Raw genomic sequence first — 15,534 nt, 5'->3', positions numbered from 1 at the left:
CGATGAAAAATCAACCCCATCGTTTTCAGGTGAATTTAGCAGGTATGATTGATATTCTTTCAAATCACCTTTATGACGAAAAAGATGTTTATATTCGCGAATTATTGCAAAATGCGACAGATGCGATTCGTGCAAGGAAAAAGATAGAACCCGCTTTAAATGGACAAATTCATGTTTCTTTAACTGGTCAAATAGGTAAAAAAACATTAATTTTAGAAGATAATGGAATCGGTTTAACGGAAGAAGAAGTCCATGATTTTCTTGCCACTATCGCTAATTCATCGAAAGGCGAAAAAAGCTTTGAAGGTCAAGATACAAATGATTTTATTGGTCGATTTGGCATTGGGCTACTATCTTGTTTTATTGTGAGTGATGAGATTGTGATGATTTCTACTTCGCAAAAAACTAGTGCAACAACTGAGTGGCGTGGGAAAGCAGATGGTACTTATTCTGTACGTAAAATTGAGACCGAAACACGCCCCTCTGGCACACAGGTTTATTTACGCTTACGAAATGGGCTGGAAGAACATCCCGAATGCGAGAATGTAGAAGATTTGATTAACACGTTGAAAAAATATGGATCATCGTTAGAAAACAATATAATAGTAGAAATGAATGGTTTAGAAGAAAATATTAATAGCTGGACCAAACAATTTTCTGATAAAGATACTTTGTTTAGCCTTCCGAAAGAGGAAATTATTAAGTACGGTGAATATATCCTTGGAACTCAATTTCAAGATTATTTTTTAATTGCGAATGAATCTGGAAGAACGTTCGGAATTGCGTACATGATTCCTCATGCGGTTCAAATGAGTGCTATTCGTAAACATACCGTATTTTTAAATAATATGTATGTCACAAATGAAGCAAATAATATTTTGCCTGATTGGTCTTTCTTTGCTAAATGCGTACTCTGGACAGATGAACTGCAACCAGTTGCCTCGCGTGAAGCTTTTTATAAAAATGAGCGATTAACAACTGTTGCGAAAGAGCTTGGAGAAGCGCTGAAAAAAGGGATTGAAACCCTTTCTGAAGAGGCTCTTACAAAATTACTAGCAAAACATTATCTTGGTTTTAAAGCGCTGGCAAGTGAAGATATGCCATTTTTAAAATTAATTTATTCTTATCTTCCGTTTCGAACACTAAATGGTGAAGAAAAACTAGGCGACATAATCAAAGAAAATGAAGTCATTTATTATACTTTCTCTGTGGATGATTTTAGACAAATAACTGATATTGCGAGATCTAGTGGCATGACGCTTATTAATGGTGGTTATTCCTATGATGCACCTATTTTAGGCCAGTTAACCTCCTTGGTGGAAGGGACTAAATTCATTTTAATTCAACCAGAAGAAATGACCGATAAATTGCTCCCAATGACTGCTGAAGAAGAAAAATCTTATGGCTCTATTTTGGCAGAAATGAATATGATGATGGCTGAATTTGATGCTGATGTGATGATTAAACACTTTGAACCGACCGATTTACCAATTATTTTCATTCATTCTGTTGCAACACAAGCATCGCGTGATTTAGAACGTGCGGTAGAAGAAACTAGTTCTGTTTTTAGTGATATTTTAGAGAGTATTCAAAAAGAACAAGAACCTGCCCCGATTGCTCATTTATATTTAAATTTAGATAACGAGTTGATAAAAAAACTGTTCACTTCGGATAAATCTATTGACGAATTATCTGTAATTGTAAATGTTCTATATATTCAAGCCTTGCTTTTAGGACATTATCCACTAAAACGTAAAGAAATGCAGTTAATGAATCAAAATATGCTAAGAATCTTAGAAATGCTATAGGAGGATGAAAAATGGATTATTTAAATGATTTAGAATCAGTATGGGGAATGGATGATACGCCTGAAAAAGTAAAAGTATTAGAACGAATTATTGCTGGTGCAGATTTATATAATAATATTGAAGATGGTATTGAAGCGCGCGAAATGTTGATTGATACGTGCCTAACGGTGGGTTTACCGAAGAAGCAACTACAAGCTTTTAGCTGGTTAATCAAGAAATGGGAAGATGTAGATAGTGACTACTATATTGACACTGATAACCTTTTTTGGCAATATAAATGGATATGTTACTATGTTCCAACATTTGACGAGGTATCAAAAGCACAAATCGACGGACTGTTGAATGATATGAAAGAAAAGTTTGAACAACAAAATTATTCCCTTCGACCTTATTATAAAGTATGCACGCTCGCTGCAATGAGTATGGGGGATGTAGAGAAAGCAAAAGAACTATTTGAAAAGTGGAGTACAACAAAAGGAGATTATTTAAATGATTGCCCTGCTTGCGAAACAAGTGTTCAAGTTCATTATTTTTGCTTTATTCAAGATTATGAAACAGCCGAGAAAACAGCAAAACCGATTATTGAAGGGAAACAGCTTTGTGCAAAGGTCCCACATTTCACATACGGAGATATGGCGCTTGCTTATTTAACACTGGGTAATGAAAAAATGGCGCAAGAATGTTTTGATAAAGGTTATCCTCTTGTTGAAAAACAAAGTTCCTTACTTACGCCGCTTGGTCAATTACTGAAATATTTAGTTCTTACTAATCAAACGGAGAAAGCACGAGAAGTCATTAATACCAATCTAGAAATCGTTCTTCAAGCCAAGAATGGTTTAGACCGTCTTATATTCTTACAAGCAGCCTATCCCCTTTTCGACCGGGAAAAAGAAGCTGATTTAATTGAAATGACAAAAGCTTTAACCGCGAAGTTTGACGCTCGTAATGGAAATAATTATTATCAAGATCTTTTGAATAAATAACTTTGGAGCATAGCTAGAATAATTTCTAGTTATGTTCTTTTATTTGCGCTATTACGCATTTTTTAGGATAATATAGGGAGGAGTTGAAGCTGATGACAATTTGGGTAGAAAATCAGAATAAGGCGGCGACTGAACTTGCGATTCAGGAAAAAGAACTTGCGATTGGTTTCATTTTGCCAACTGAGTATAAACGATTACTATTAATACAAAATGGTGGACTGATTCGAAAAAATCATTTTCCAACTTCTGAGCCAACATCTTACGGACTTGATTTTGGAGAAATTTATTATTTGGCTAGTTTAGATGAATTACTAACAGACATTCCTGAACAAAAAGAAGTTGAGTTGGCAGGAAAACAAGTTTTTTTTCACCGAGATGAATCACGTTATCTTGGCTTTTCTTATACGGATAATCTGTCAGAACCAAGCATTATATATGTTGATTTTGAAACATTACAAACGCTTGTCGTTGCGAAAAATATGGCTGAGTTTTTAGGTTTATTATACTTTAGCCCTTTTCCAGCAGATTACGCAGAACAATTCCCAACAAAAAAATTAGAGCAGATTCTTGCTTCGAGTAATGTTCAGAAAACCAAAAAGCTACTAGAACTATTAGAAGATTATCCAGATAAAAAATGGTATTTAGAAAAGCTTATTGGTTTGCTTGAAAAAAATGAAATCCCTTATAATTTGGTTGTTTATAGTTTATTTGAAAATCAATTACTTTATTTCCGTAGAAAACTTGTACCTGACCTTGTAGAGAAGATTTTTTCACTTCTTAAAAATAGTGATGGAATAAATAAAAAAGCTTCTAAGGAATTATTTAAAGAATGGCAATAAGGAGGAATTCAATTGGTAAAAGTAGTTTTTGTATGTTTAGGAAATATTTGTCGTTCTCCAATGGCAGAAGGACTTTTTCGAAAAGAAGTTGCTGAAGCTTTATTAACGGATGAAATAGAGATTGATTCTGCAGCGACGGGAACATGGAATTTAGGAAAACCTCCTCATCGCGGTACAAGAGAAGTGCTAAAAAAGCATGGTATTGATTATCAAACAATGCGCGCCCGGAAAGTATCTGATAAGGATTTTGAAGAAGCCGACTATATTATTGGGATGGATCAAAATAATTTAGCTGATTTAAATGCCATCAACAATAATCCCGATGTAATTATCCGTTCGCTTATGTCCTTTGTCTCGGGTCAAGAAAACAAAGACATTCCGGATCCTTATTATACTGGTGATTTCGATGAAACGGAGCGTATGGTGACTGAAGGAGTGAAGGCTCTTTTAGCTTTCATTACAAAAAAATAGTCTTTTTTATTCTTAATATGTTTAAAGAAGAGCCTCACGGGAATATATAACAGTACAATCAAAAGCACAGAAAGAGGTTTTAATATGTTAGGAATTATTTGGGGAATTATCGTTGTTTTATTAGCAGTTTGGTTACTTGGAATTATTTTTCATATTGCGGGTGGATTAATTAATATCTTGCTAGTAATCGTTTTGATACTCGTTATTTGGAACTTAATTCAAATGGCTAGGAATAAACGTAAATAACTAAAAAAAGAACGGTTGCGCGCTTTTAATGAATGCGCGTAACCGTTCTTTTTATTTTTGATTTAAATGTTGCTTTTCTAAAAATGCTTTTAAGTCTAGACGATTTTTTTGTCCTAATCCGCGTGCCATTTGTTCTGACCAACCTTCTATTCGTTTGCCTGCTGTTCTCTCGTTATAATACATTTTTATTTGCTCATCATAATCGGCTAGAATCGTTGGGTTGGTTTTTTGGTAAGTATTTTCGTGATATACCAAACTTTGGGGTAACCTTGGTTTGGCTTTTTCTTTGTCTACTACAGGATGCCCTACTGTTAAGCCAAAGAGCGGCATAGTATAAGGTGGCAAATCCAGAATTTTTGAGATTTGTTCGACATTATTGCGAATTCCGCCAATGTAACAAATTCCAAAACCTAATGATTCTGCTGCGATGGCCATATTTTGTGCGGCAAGTGCAGCATCAATTACTGAAACCAGCCATTTTTCTGAGGTTTCTAATGCTTCTGTATCTACTTGGAACTCTTCTAAGATAGCATGATGTCTAGCTAAGTCAGCTACAAATATAAATAATTGACCTGTTTGTACAGTATATGGTTGATTTCCTGCAACTAAAGAGATTTGTTTGCGCACTTCTTTGTCAGTGATGCCTATAATCGAGTATGCTTGAACAAAACTTGACGTAGAAGCCGCCTGTGCACTTTTAATAAGTAAAGATAATTCTTCTTCCGTTAGAGATTTATCTTCAAATTTCCTTACAGAATAATGCCCTAAAATGGCATCAATAGCCTGATTCATTCTAACTCCTCCTAGTCTAGGAAAATCTTCCGATCATAATTTGGATGTTGTAATAGTGTGCCGAATTGTTGTTGACGTAACGCTTCATAAGCTAAAACTGCAGCAGTATTAGATAGATTCAGCGAGCGAATATGATCTGTCATCGGAATTCGTAGACAATTTTCTTCATTTTCTTGTAAAAGTTCATCTGGTAACCCCGTCGTTTCTTTCCCAAAAACAAAGAAATAATCTTTATTTGGATCACTATAATCAATGTCACTATAAACATGGCGACCAAATTTGGTAATATAGTAAAATTCCCCACCTGCATTTTTCTCGAAAAACTCATCTAGAGAATCGTAATAAGAAAGTTTGACATTATCCCAGTAGTCCAGTCCAGCACGTTTTAACATTTTATCGTCTGTTGAAAAACCAAGTGGACGAATTAAATGTAAATAAGTATCTGTTCCAGCACAAGTTCTGGAGATATTTCCGGTATTTGCAGGGATTTCTGGTTGATATAGTACGATATGATTTGGCATTTCTTTTCACCTGGTTTCTATTAATTTGGTATAGCTGTTAATTCTTGTAAAACTTGTTCGTCTTGTTCGGTTTGAAGGGCCTCTCTAACTGCTTCTTCTGCAGCTTCTCCGCCGATTTTACGTAACGCCCAACCTGCTGTTCCTCGAATGACTGGTCTTGGATCGTTTTGTAAGCAGTCGATTAAGTCGGGTACTGCTGTTTTATCTTTGTAGCGAGCTAAAATAATAATCGCATTACGTTGGATTGGTTTTTTCCCACGCCACGAACCAGCCATATCACCAAATTGCTCTTTAAAAGCGCGATTCGAAATACGTAGAAGTGGCTTTAATTCTGGACGAACAAGTTCAGGATTTGGCTCCATTTCCTCATGAAAATGAAAATCATGTCCGCGATTATACGGACAGACCACTTGACAAGTGTCACAACCATACAAACGATTATGCAACACTTCGCGATATTTTTCATCTAGAAAGTCTTTTGTTTGGGTAAGATAACTTAAACAGATTTTCGGATTCATTTTCCCTTCACCTAACAAGGAACCTGTCGGGCAAGCTTTGACACATTGATTACAGCTTCCACACAAGTCGCTAGCAGGTGTATCAGGTTCGAAAGGTATATTGGTTATCATCTCACCTAAATAAAGCCATGAGCCGTATTCTGGCGTTATTAGCAAAGTGTTTTTCCCACGCCAGCCAATACCAGCTCGTTCTGCTACAGCAACATCTGATAATTCGCCTGTATCTACCATCGATTTCATTCGTACGCCTGGTAATCGTTCGCTTAAAAAAGTTTCAAGGAGCGCTAATTTTTCTCGTAAGATGGTATGATAATCAATCCCCCATGATGCCCTAGCAAATACGCCACGTCTTGCCCCTTTTTTACTTACAGGCGCTTCTTTTAATTTAGATGGGTAAGCAAGAGCGATCGCAATAATTGATTGAGGTTCTTTGAAAATTAGTTCAGGATAGACGCGTTCATTTATAATGGGATGTTCAAATCCTGTAAAAAGATCTAATGCTTCTGCCTCAAGTAATCTTTCTTTTAAAAATAAAAACGGATCTGCTGTTGTAAAACCGATTTTTTGTATCCCGATTTCATGTGCATATGCAATTAACTCTTTTTTCAATAAAGTGTAATTCGGTTCTGGTTTCACAAAAAAGCCCTCCTCTTCTTATTTTTTGGCAATAAAATAAACGCAATGCTTCGCTTAAAAAGGTCGAAACACTGCGTTGATAACAGGATTTATAAAAATATAAAGCGGGTGATGGGAATCGAACCCACGACAACAGCTTGGAAGGCTGTAGTTTTACCACTAAACTACACCCGCATAGTAAGTAGTTCTTAGTGTTTTAACAACTTTTATATAATACCATTCTATGTAAGTTTTGACAAGACTTTTCCAGGAATTTTTTTATAAAAAATAAAATTCTATGTTTTTCTATCAAGTAAACAAGAATAACGAAATAAAATATTTTAGATTCACTCAATTTGTTCGTGGCCAAGTAAGTTGGCTTGGTTTTAAACAGACCGCTCTTCATTATGAACGAGATGAACGTGCTGCTGGAGAAACAAAATATCCGCTCAAAAAAATGATTAAATTGTCTATAGATGGAATTACTTCCTTTTCTTATCGACCTTTAAAACTCGCAAGCTATCTTGGTGTTTTAACAGCTTTTATTGGTTTTATTTACTTAATTATAGTGCTTATTCAAAGGTTCTTTACTGATACCACATTAACTGGTTGGACTTCTATTATTATTTTACAACTTGTTTTTGGAGGAACAATTCTTTTTATTTTAGGATTAATTGGTGAATATATTGGCCGAATTTATGATGAAGTAAAAGATCGTCCGCTTTATATTATTGAAGAAGAAAATGGTTTCTCAGAACAAAAATAACATTGGTTTAAAATCCTAGCTAATTTGCTAGGATTTTAACTATATTCAAGCTGTTTTATTAGCACTTTATCATTTTTATATGAGAAAATAAAGTATGTTTTTAAAGACTACTGGAGGCTTGCTTATGACATTTTGGCAGGATATGATGAATTTCTTTTCTTATGATAATTTGATGTATTGGCTTAGTGAGTACCGGAATTTAGGTCCACTTTTAGCTTTTTTCTTACCATTTATTGAAGCGTTTTTACCTTTTTTACCATTTATAGTTTTTGTTGTTGTAAATGTAAACGCTTATGGACTATTCGGCGGATTTTTAATTTCAGTGACAGCAGCAATTGCGGGTAGTTTATGCGTATTTTTATTAGCACGGAAATTTGGCCAGACTCGGTTCTTACGATTTATTTCTGGTCATAAACAAATTAAACGAGTAATGGAATGGATTGATAGACACGGTTTTAGTCCGATTTTTATTTTGCTTGTGATGCCTTTTACACCATCATCAGCCGTAAATATTGTTGCAGGTCTCTCTAAAATAAAAGTGTACCAATTCATCTTAGCGCTTGTAGGTGGAAAACTTATAAAAGTGTTTGCGATTAGCTATATTGGCTATGATTTTGTAGACTTAATTCACCAACCGCTCAAATTAGCCATCTTAGCTATTTCTGTCGTTATTTTATGGTTTGTCGGAAAACGGCTAGAACATTGGATGTCAGGAAAAAATCTCAAATAAAAACGGAAAGCACAAGTAAGTCGTGCTTTCCGTTTTTTTAATAAAGTAAATCTAAAAATTCGTCTTTTGTAATATTACCAAAGTATTCTTTTACTTCAATATCACTCAAAGCTTCCGCCAAAGCTTCACGTTTGTAAGTAGTATTTACTAACTTCGCTTCAATATCTGCCACATTTTTCACTCCAAAGAAATCACCGAAAATCTTAATCTCTGTAATAATTCCTTTTTGAACATTTAAGCGAACATCGACAGCTCCGACTGGAAAACGTTTAGTCCGTGTTAAATCGAATTTTGGCGATTTACCGTAATTCCAGTCCCAGTTCCCATAACGCTTAGCAGAAATTTCATGGATTTTTTCCCAATCTGCGTCAGTTAACTTATATTCTTTTACATCTTCTACTTTATCTACATCAAAAATATATAGTAATAACAAATCACGGAATTCCTCTGTTGTCATTTCTTGATCCATAAAATCAGAAATATTTGCTACACGACTACGAACAGACTTAATTCCTTTTGATTCAATTTTATCTTTACGTGGTTTTAGCGATGCAGCGACATTATCCAAGTTCAAATCATACATTAATGTGCCATGTGAAAACATTTTTCCTTTTGTTGCAAATTGGGCATTTCCAGAGACTTTAAAACCATCAATTAATAAATCATTTCGCCCTTTTAGTTCCGCATTTACTCCTAAACGTTTCAGCGCTTCTACAATTGGCTGTGTAAATTTAGCGAAATTATGGAAAGATTCACCGTCGTCCTCCGTGATAAAACTAAAATTCAAATTACCTTCATCATGATAAACCGCGCCACCGCCGGAAAGTCTCCGCACAACGATTACATCATTTTTTTCGACATATTCTGTATCAATTTCTTCTACTGTATTTTGATTCCGGCCAATAATAATCGATGGCTTATTGATGTAGAAAAGCAGCACAGGCTCATCTAACTCTAGCTCTGTCAAAATAAATTCCTCTACCGCCAAATTAATCCGTGGATCTTTTTCATTATTATTATCTATAAAATACATACTCCTACCCCTTTTCTTCTATATTAAAATGTTTTGGTAAATCCTTTTGATGCAAGCGCAATTTCTCCAGTATAAATAGCTGCTGCTTCTTGCTTCAACACTTCTAAATCGCCAACTTCTGGTAAATGACTAAGGAGTAATGATTTCACATTTGCTTCTTTGGCAATTTTTGCGACTTCTGTACTTGCCATATGGACCTTTGTTTTTCCAGCTAGGTCATGGAAAAAGTTCGTATCTGTGACTAACAAATCCGCTTTATCAGCAAAAGGAATAAAACTATCTTGATAAGCGCTATCAGCAGTATAAACGAAAACCTTCTCACCTGCTTCGATTCGCATCGCATAACAAGGTACTGGATGAATCGTCTTTAAGAAAGTAATTTTAAACGGACCAATTTCAAGCGTATCATCCGCTTTATATTCTATCGCCTTCGTTACATTTGCCATTTCTAAATAAGAATAGCCGCGCTCATCTTCTTTATGGCCATAAATAGGTAAGACTGGTGGTTTATCTTCTCTTTGTGATAATAAACGAATATGCTGCAAAATCCCTACATCTGCTACGTGATCTGGATGGTAATGAGAAATAATTGCCGCATCAATGTCATCAGGATCAATGTAATTTTGCATGATGGAAACTGCACTAGCTCCAACATCAATTAATAACTTAAACCCATCTTCTTCTAACAGATAACTAGACGTCCCCTCGTTCGCTACTGGATAGCCGCCCCAATGTCCAAAAACGGTAAGCTTCATTACTGCACTTCCTTTCTCAAAATAAATCTCATACTATATATGATACAACATTTAGAATAAAAGGAGAAATTATCCAGTAATATATCATCACTAAACAGGGAAACATTTCGTAAAAAGAAGCTAATATCGCCTTAAAATTAGTCTTTTATCCTTTTTATAAATATTCCTTAATTAAGTGATAAACTAGGAACATCATAGGTAAAGGGAGTTGAAATATGTTAAATCAAGTAAAGGAGCTTTCCAAAAATCTTGGGGAAGAATACTTGCGCAAACAACAAGTCATCGATGGTTTAATAAAAGAACATGTCGATAAACCGGAACAATATGTTTTTGGGCTTGCACAAGTTGAAAGCCCAAGGAAAGATATAGTTTCGCTTATTATTCGTCTTGCTTTTAAAAGAATTCGCTTTCACAACGAAGATTATATTATTGGTGCTGACGAAGTGAACAATGCGTTACTTATTCTTGAGCTAGACGAAAACGAACAAGTTGGTAGAAAAACAACATTCGAATCTGGAAGCTTGTGCATTAAAAAGCATTCTCGCATTGTTAGTGAACTATTAAACAAACGTGATCGTTATGGCCGCGAAAAATTCGATTTTTCAAATGGTGAAGATGAGTACATTTTATTAGTAGGCAAAAAAAGCGTTGGTGAAAGTAAATACTTCTACGATAACACAAACCTTATGAAAACACTGAGTAAAATCAGAAAGAATATTATTTAAAAGGATGGTTAAAAAATTGAAACATTTAAAAAAATGGAGTTTATGTTTAATGAGTACGATTCTGTTAGTTGGTTTACTCTCTGCTTGTGGTAGTGATGATAAAGCTTCGGCAGATAAAGCATCAGCAGATAAAGAAGAAACAACAAAAGAACAAAAAAGTGGCGCATATTCAGGTAAGAAGTTAGAAAAGTATAATGCATATGTAGAATTAAGTAATGCGATTAATTCGGAATATTCAGCTGCACTAGCAAATTATTTCCAAAACTATTCTGATGAAAATGGGAAATTCAAAAAATCTAGTAATGACAGTTACTCATTATCTAGTGTTAGCCAAACAGAAAATGCTATTACTGCGGTTAATGATAATATGAAAAATTCTTCTCTTTCAGTAGACAGTGAAGCTAAAAAACTTGTTAAAGATTTAGAAAATGATACTAAAATATTTAAAGAGTTAGAAACTTATTATGCTTCTAAAGGTTATGTTGATGATGATTTCAAAAAAGGGGAAACTCTTCACAATGAATTACTAAAATCTAGTGAAACTACCAACAAAGATATTAAAGCTTTTAATGAAAAAATGGATAAAATTATAGATTCACAACAAGAAGCCGCTGCAAAAGAGATGAAAGATGCCGGAGAAATCACTGTTTATACTGTAAATGATTTCATTACTAAGACGGAAAAACTGATAACTAATCTTGAAAGTCAAGGTATTAATTCAACAAACGTATTAGACACGGACTTAGCATCCTATGAAGCAGAATACAATACCTTTACTAAATCTTATGAAGCATTGGTAAAAGCTAGTAAAGATGAAAAACAACTTAAAAAAGAAGATATTTCTGAAGATGGTATCTCAGGGATGCTAACAAAAGCTACCGAAACAAAAGCAGATGCATCTAATTTACTAAACCGTATCAAAAATAAAGAAGCTGTTCCTCAATCAAGTCTTGCTTTTGCAGAAAATACGGATGGTACGCCAGAAAAATTAATGGCTTCTTACAATGATTTAGTGAGTCAATACAATAATTTCTTCATTACATTTAAATAATAAAAAAAAATCTCACAGCATTTGCTGCTATGAGATTTTTTTATTTACTAGGAAAATATTTATTCTCTAGTTCTTTCGTTAGTTTCTCTGTCTTATCTAGTTCACCTACAGCGACGAAACGCTTCGTTGTTTCTGTTGGCTTATCACATGTAATCAGAGTGATTTTTGCATCTTTTGTGTCATCGATAACACTTACTTCTGTTTCACTAATGGTTTTCGTTTCAGTAACTGTGTATTCATATAGATTTTCAAGGTCGGTTAAATAAATCTTGTCGCCTTCTTTGACTTTCATAATTGGACCAAATAGCATTGATTCATTGCGCATATGGTGCCCTGCAAGTGGATAATTTCCTTTACCCATTACTTGGTCAGGTCGCATAGTTGTAGCTCCTGCAAGTAAGTTCGCTGTATTGGTTCCTTTGAAAACTAATAAATTAACGTCCACAGATGGCACTGCGATGGAACCAACGACCGCATCTTTATCATAGTCTGCGGCTCCTTTAATAACAGATGTCATTGATGGTAGTTGCACACTTTCAAAATCAAAAGTCGCTTTTTTTTCATTATTTTTCTTTATATCTGATGCTTTATATTGTTCGATTGTTTCATGACCACTCATGTACTTGACGATTCCGTTTTTGATGAATGGGGAAAAAATTAATAATAAACCGATGACTAAAATAATTATTGCTATTGTTTTCTTTAACATATAATTCCTCCTTGTAACTATTTCATTATATAGTAGCAGTTAATCTGAAGCAAAGAATATCAGTACTACTAGCGAAGATTTTTCTTTAACTGTGACAAAAATGTAAATTTATTGCCATATTTCTGTTAAAATCTGACCTTTTCGTTGTCCAGAAATATAACGACTTCCTTTTACTGTGAACCTTAGAGGATAATGAGTTGCAATACCCTTATTAGGTACACCAATTCGATTAGTTGCTTCTATTATATGTGGGATTTTTGCTTCCTCTAACCAGATATTACTATTAAAAAGAGTTTTCCCATAATCTTTAATGGTTAATCCTAAAGCTTGTGTCAATTTACCAGGTCCATTGGTAAGCTCACTTCCTGTTTTTCCATTACGTTTTATTTCCATGTAAGGGATCGAAGCTTCATCTGGTTCAATCGCACGTATTAAAACAGCCTCTGGAACTCCCTCTTTCATCGTAATAAAATTGAGTAACACTTGGCGGTGCATTTGATACATATAGATGGCACCAGCTGGTTGATACATGATATCTGTTCGTTTCGTTTTTAAATTGCGGTAACTATGAGCTGCAATATCAGTCGCGCCAAGATAAGCTTCTGTTTCTACAATATATCCTGAAAGTTTCACATGTTGCGTTTGATGGACTAAGCGCATACCTAATATATCTCTCGCTAATTCTATCGTGGATTTATGCTCGAAATAATGTTCCTTAATAATTGAATTCATTTCATACCTCAGTGTTTTCTTTTTATTCTAGCAGATTTTTCGTTTGAATGGTTCTTTTTTGGCTAGTTATATTAGCCTATATTATGTTAATTCATACTTGAGTCGTATAGGTTTTAACTTGCCTTTTATTAAACTTGTGTTAGAATTATGTTAAAGTGGGCGCTGTATTGGATTGTTCTTTTGTGCATAATACAGCTTCTTTTTTTCATTTTAAAACTATAAATAAAACGAGTAAATAGTGTGTAGGAGAGGTGTTTCATGAAGGATTGGAAAATAAAAATCCAAACGTTTTTAAGCAAAAATTATGGGTTTTTTGTTCTAGCCGTCATTCTTTATTGGCTAAAAACGTATATTGCATATCAACTTGAATTTAAACTTGGTATTGAAAATCTTATGCAGCAAATTTTGCTGTTCATTAATCCATTAAGTGGGGCTGTTTTCTTTTTAGGTCTCGCACTTTTTGCTAAAGGTCGTCGTTCGTTTATCTGGATGATTGTTATTGACTTTTTGATGAGTTTTATTCTTTACGCAAATATTGTTTACTATAGATTCTTTAGTGATTTCATTACACTTCCGAATCTAAACGCAAAACAAATGCAGAATATGGGTGATATGGGTAGTAGTATCACAGCGTTACTCAGCTGGCACGATATTATCTACTTTGCGGATATTATAATTTTAATTGCACTCTTAGCTTTCCGCTTTATTAAACCTGATAAAACCGCTCGTATTCGTGCAAGAAAAGTAGTTGGGGTATTAACACTTGGTATCGCGATGTTCTTTGCTAACTTAGGACTTGCAGAAATCGATCGCCCGCAACTTTTAACAAGAACTTTTGATAGAAATTATATTGTAAAATATCTTGGTATGACTAATTATCAAATCTATGATGCAGTAAAAAGTACAGAATCCTCAACGCAGCGTGCACTTGCTGATAGTAGCGACGTAACAGAAGTACTTAACTACACTAAATCAAAATATGCTGCGCCAAATCCGGAATATTTCGGTAAGGCAAAAGGTAAAAACGTAATTTATATTCATTTAGAAAGTTTCCAACAATTCTTAGTGAATTATAAATTAAATGGAGAAGAAGTAACGCCGTTTATTAATTCTTTCTTTAAAGATAAAAATACACTAAGTTTTACAAATTTCTTCCACCAAACAGGACAAGGTAAAACAGCTGACTCTGAGATGTTACTTGAGAACTCGCTTTACGGCTTGCCTCAAGGTTCTGCCTTTACTACAAAAGGACAAAACACTTATGAATCTGCATCTGCTATTTTAGGCCAACAAGGCTACACTAGTGCCGTATTCCATGGTAACTATAAGAGCTTCTGGAATCGTGATGAAATTTATAAACAATTTGGTTATGATCATTTCTTTGATGCTAGTTATTATGATATGAACGAATCTGATGTTTCTAACTACGGACTTAAAGATAAACCTTTCTTTAAAGAGTCTGAAGAATATCTATCGTCATTACAACAACCTTTCTATACGAAATTTATTACATTAACGAATCACTTCCCTTACCCAATTGATGAGAAAGACGCTTCTATTGCTCCGGCGACAACGGGTGATTCATCTGTAGATACGTATTTCCAAACAGCTCGTTATTTAGACGAATCTGTAAAAAGTTTTGTTGATTACTTGAAGAAATCTGGTCTTTACGATAACTCAGTCATTATTATGTACGGGGACCATTATGGTATTTCTGACAACCATGAAGAAGCAATGACAAAAATTCTTGGCAAAGATTATAACACTTTTGAAAATGCTCAAGCGCAACGTGTTCCTTTAATGATTCATGTGCCAGGAGTTAAAGGTGGCGTGCAAGAGCAATATGGTGGTCAGGTTGACCTACTTCCTACATTACTTCATTTGGTTGGTGTTGATAACAAAGAATACTTGCAGTTCGGTACAGATTTACTTTCTAAGGATCATAAACAACTGGTTCCATTCCGAAATGGCGATTATATAACTCCTAATTATTCCATGATTGGTGGTAATATGTATAATCAACACACAGGTGAACCAATTGCTACTGAAACAAAAGAAATGAAAGAAACAAAAGATAAAGTATCCAAAGAATTAGAGCTTTCGGATTCCGTATTACAAGGTGACTTGTTACGTTTCTATGCTCCTGATGGCTTTAAAAAAGTAGATCCAAGTAAATACAATTACAACAAGAAAAAATCTACTGATTCAACAACAGATAGTAAATAAACAAAGCGAGTCCA

Annotated in this window: 16 protein-coding genes, 1 tRNA gene and 1 pseudogene; 10 read left to right on the top strand and 8 right to left on the bottom strand. The window is 34.4% G+C overall.

Translation table 11 applies throughout. The annotated features are described in order from the left end of the window. The first annotated feature begins 2 nt into the window (after window positions 1-2). From LWE_RS04690 to LWE_RS04670, 5 genes are all read left to right on the top strand, one after another. Window positions 3-1,808: an HSP90 family protein gene (locus LWE_RS04690; RefSeq protein WP_011701750.1), complete on the top strand. Its 1,806-nt coding sequence runs from the start codon at window positions 3-5 to the stop codon at window positions 1,806-1,808. A gap of 11 nt (window positions 1,809-1,819) precedes the next feature. Next, window positions 1,820-2,791: a hypothetical protein gene (locus LWE_RS04685; protein WP_011701749.1), complete on the top strand. Its 972-nt coding sequence runs from the start codon at window positions 1,820-1,822 to the stop codon at window positions 2,789-2,791. Between the two features lie 92 nt (window positions 2,792-2,883). After that, on the top strand, window positions 2,884-3,630 hold the full coding sequence (locus tag LWE_RS04680) for an SMI1/KNR4 family protein (protein WP_011701748.1): 747 nt from the start codon (window positions 2,884-2,886) through the stop codon (window positions 3,628-3,630). Between the two features lie 12 nt (window positions 3,631-3,642). After that, complete coding sequence (locus LWE_RS04675; RefSeq protein WP_011701747.1) at window positions 3,643-4,101, top strand: low molecular weight protein-tyrosine-phosphatase; 459 nt, start codon at window positions 3,643-3,645, stop codon at window positions 4,099-4,101. Between the two features lie 84 nt (window positions 4,102-4,185). After that, entirely contained in the window at window positions 4,186-4,347 is a 162-nt protein-coding gene (locus LWE_RS04670) for a lmo0937 family membrane protein (RefSeq protein ID WP_003722759.1), read from the top strand. Between the two features lie 51 nt (window positions 4,348-4,398). On the opposite strand, the gene nfsA is transcribed toward LWE_RS04670, so the two are convergent. The 4 genes from nfsA to LWE_RS04650 form a co-directional block, all read right to left on the bottom strand. Beyond that, complete coding sequence (gene nfsA, locus LWE_RS04665) at window positions 4,399-5,139, bottom strand: oxygen-insensitive NADPH nitroreductase (RefSeq protein WP_011701746.1); 741 nt, start codon at window positions 5,137-5,139, stop codon at window positions 4,399-4,401. Window positions 5,140-5,150: 11 nt separating this feature from the next. Next, window positions 5,151-5,660, bottom strand: a complete 510-nt coding sequence (trmL, locus tag LWE_RS04660) for a tRNA (uridine(34)/cytosine(34)/5-carboxymethylaminomethyluridine(34)-2'-O)-methyltransferase TrmL (RefSeq protein WP_011701745.1) — start codon at window positions 5,658-5,660, stop codon at window positions 5,151-5,153. Between the two features lie 20 nt (window positions 5,661-5,680). Next, window positions 5,681-6,814 carry a tRNA epoxyqueuosine(34) reductase QueG gene (gene queG / locus LWE_RS04655; RefSeq protein ID WP_011701744.1) on the bottom strand — a complete coding sequence of 378 codons (1,134 nt, stop codon included), beginning with the start codon at window positions 6,812-6,814 and terminating at the stop codon, window positions 5,681-5,683. A gap of 103 nt (window positions 6,815-6,917) precedes the next feature. Further along, window positions 6,918-6,988, bottom strand: a tRNA-Gly gene (locus LWE_RS04650). Between the two features lie 160 nt (window positions 6,989-7,148). Between LWE_RS04650 and gltA the strand changes: the two are divergent. Both gltA and LWE_RS04640 read left to right on the top strand, forming a co-directional pair. Continuing rightward, a pseudogene (gene gltA, locus LWE_RS04645) lies at window positions 7,149-7,559 on the top strand (glycosyltransferase GltA); the annotation flags it as partial. A 124-nt stretch (window positions 7,560-7,683) separates the two neighbouring features. After that, entirely contained in the window at window positions 7,684-8,289 is a 606-nt protein-coding gene (locus LWE_RS04640; RefSeq protein ID WP_011701743.1) for a TVP38/TMEM64 family protein, read from the top strand. Window positions 8,290-8,326: 37 nt separating this feature from the next. On the opposite strand, the gene lplA1 is transcribed toward LWE_RS04640, so the two are convergent. Continuing rightward, complete coding sequence (gene lplA1, locus LWE_RS04635; protein WP_011701742.1) at window positions 8,327-9,322, bottom strand: lipoate protein ligase LplA1; 996 nt, start codon at window positions 9,320-9,322, stop codon at window positions 8,327-8,329. 23 nt (window positions 9,323-9,345) lie between these two features. Continuing rightward, a complete protein-coding gene (locus LWE_RS04630; protein WP_011701741.1) occupies window positions 9,346-10,077 on the bottom strand; it encodes an MBL fold metallo-hydrolase in 732 nt (243 codons plus the stop codon). 215 nt (window positions 10,078-10,292) lie between these two features. Between LWE_RS04630 and LWE_RS04625 the strand changes: the two genes are divergently transcribed. Continuing rightward, complete coding sequence (locus LWE_RS04625) at window positions 10,293-10,802, top strand: hypothetical protein (RefSeq protein ID WP_011701740.1); 510 nt, start codon at window positions 10,293-10,295, stop codon at window positions 10,800-10,802. A gap of 49 nt (window positions 10,803-10,851) precedes the next feature. Next, the gene (locus LWE_RS04620) at window positions 10,852-11,853 is read left to right on the top strand and encodes a DUF3829 domain-containing protein (RefSeq protein ID WP_041176324.1); all 1,002 of its coding nucleotides are present in this window, start codon (window positions 10,852-10,854) and stop codon (window positions 11,851-11,853) included. 40 nt (window positions 11,854-11,893) lie between these two features. On the opposite strand, the gene LWE_RS04615 is transcribed toward LWE_RS04620, so the two are convergent. Next, window positions 11,894-12,562: a class A sortase gene (locus LWE_RS04615; RefSeq protein WP_011701738.1), complete on the bottom strand. Its 669-nt coding sequence runs from the start codon at window positions 12,560-12,562 to the stop codon at window positions 11,894-11,896. 108 nt (window positions 12,563-12,670) lie between these two features. Then, a complete protein-coding gene (locus LWE_RS04610) occupies window positions 12,671-13,294 on the bottom strand; it encodes a DNA-3-methyladenine glycosylase (protein ID WP_011701737.1) in 624 nt (207 codons plus the stop codon). A 258-nt stretch (window positions 13,295-13,552) separates the two neighbouring features. On the opposite strand from LWE_RS04610, the gene ltaS reads away from it, so the two are divergent. Further along, window positions 13,553-15,520 (top strand): lipoteichoic acid synthase LtaS, encoded by a 1,968-nt coding sequence (ltaS, locus tag LWE_RS04605; RefSeq protein ID WP_011701736.1) that lies wholly within the window; start codon window positions 13,553-13,555, stop codon window positions 15,518-15,520. Window positions 15,521-15,534 lie beyond the last annotated feature (14 nt).

The organism is Listeria welshimeri serovar 6b str. SLCC5334, from assembly GCF_000060285.1.
Classification (GTDB): domain Bacteria; phylum Bacillota; class Bacilli; order Lactobacillales; family Listeriaceae; genus Listeria; species Listeria welshimeri.
This window is presented reverse-complemented; position numbering and strand designations above follow the sequence as displayed.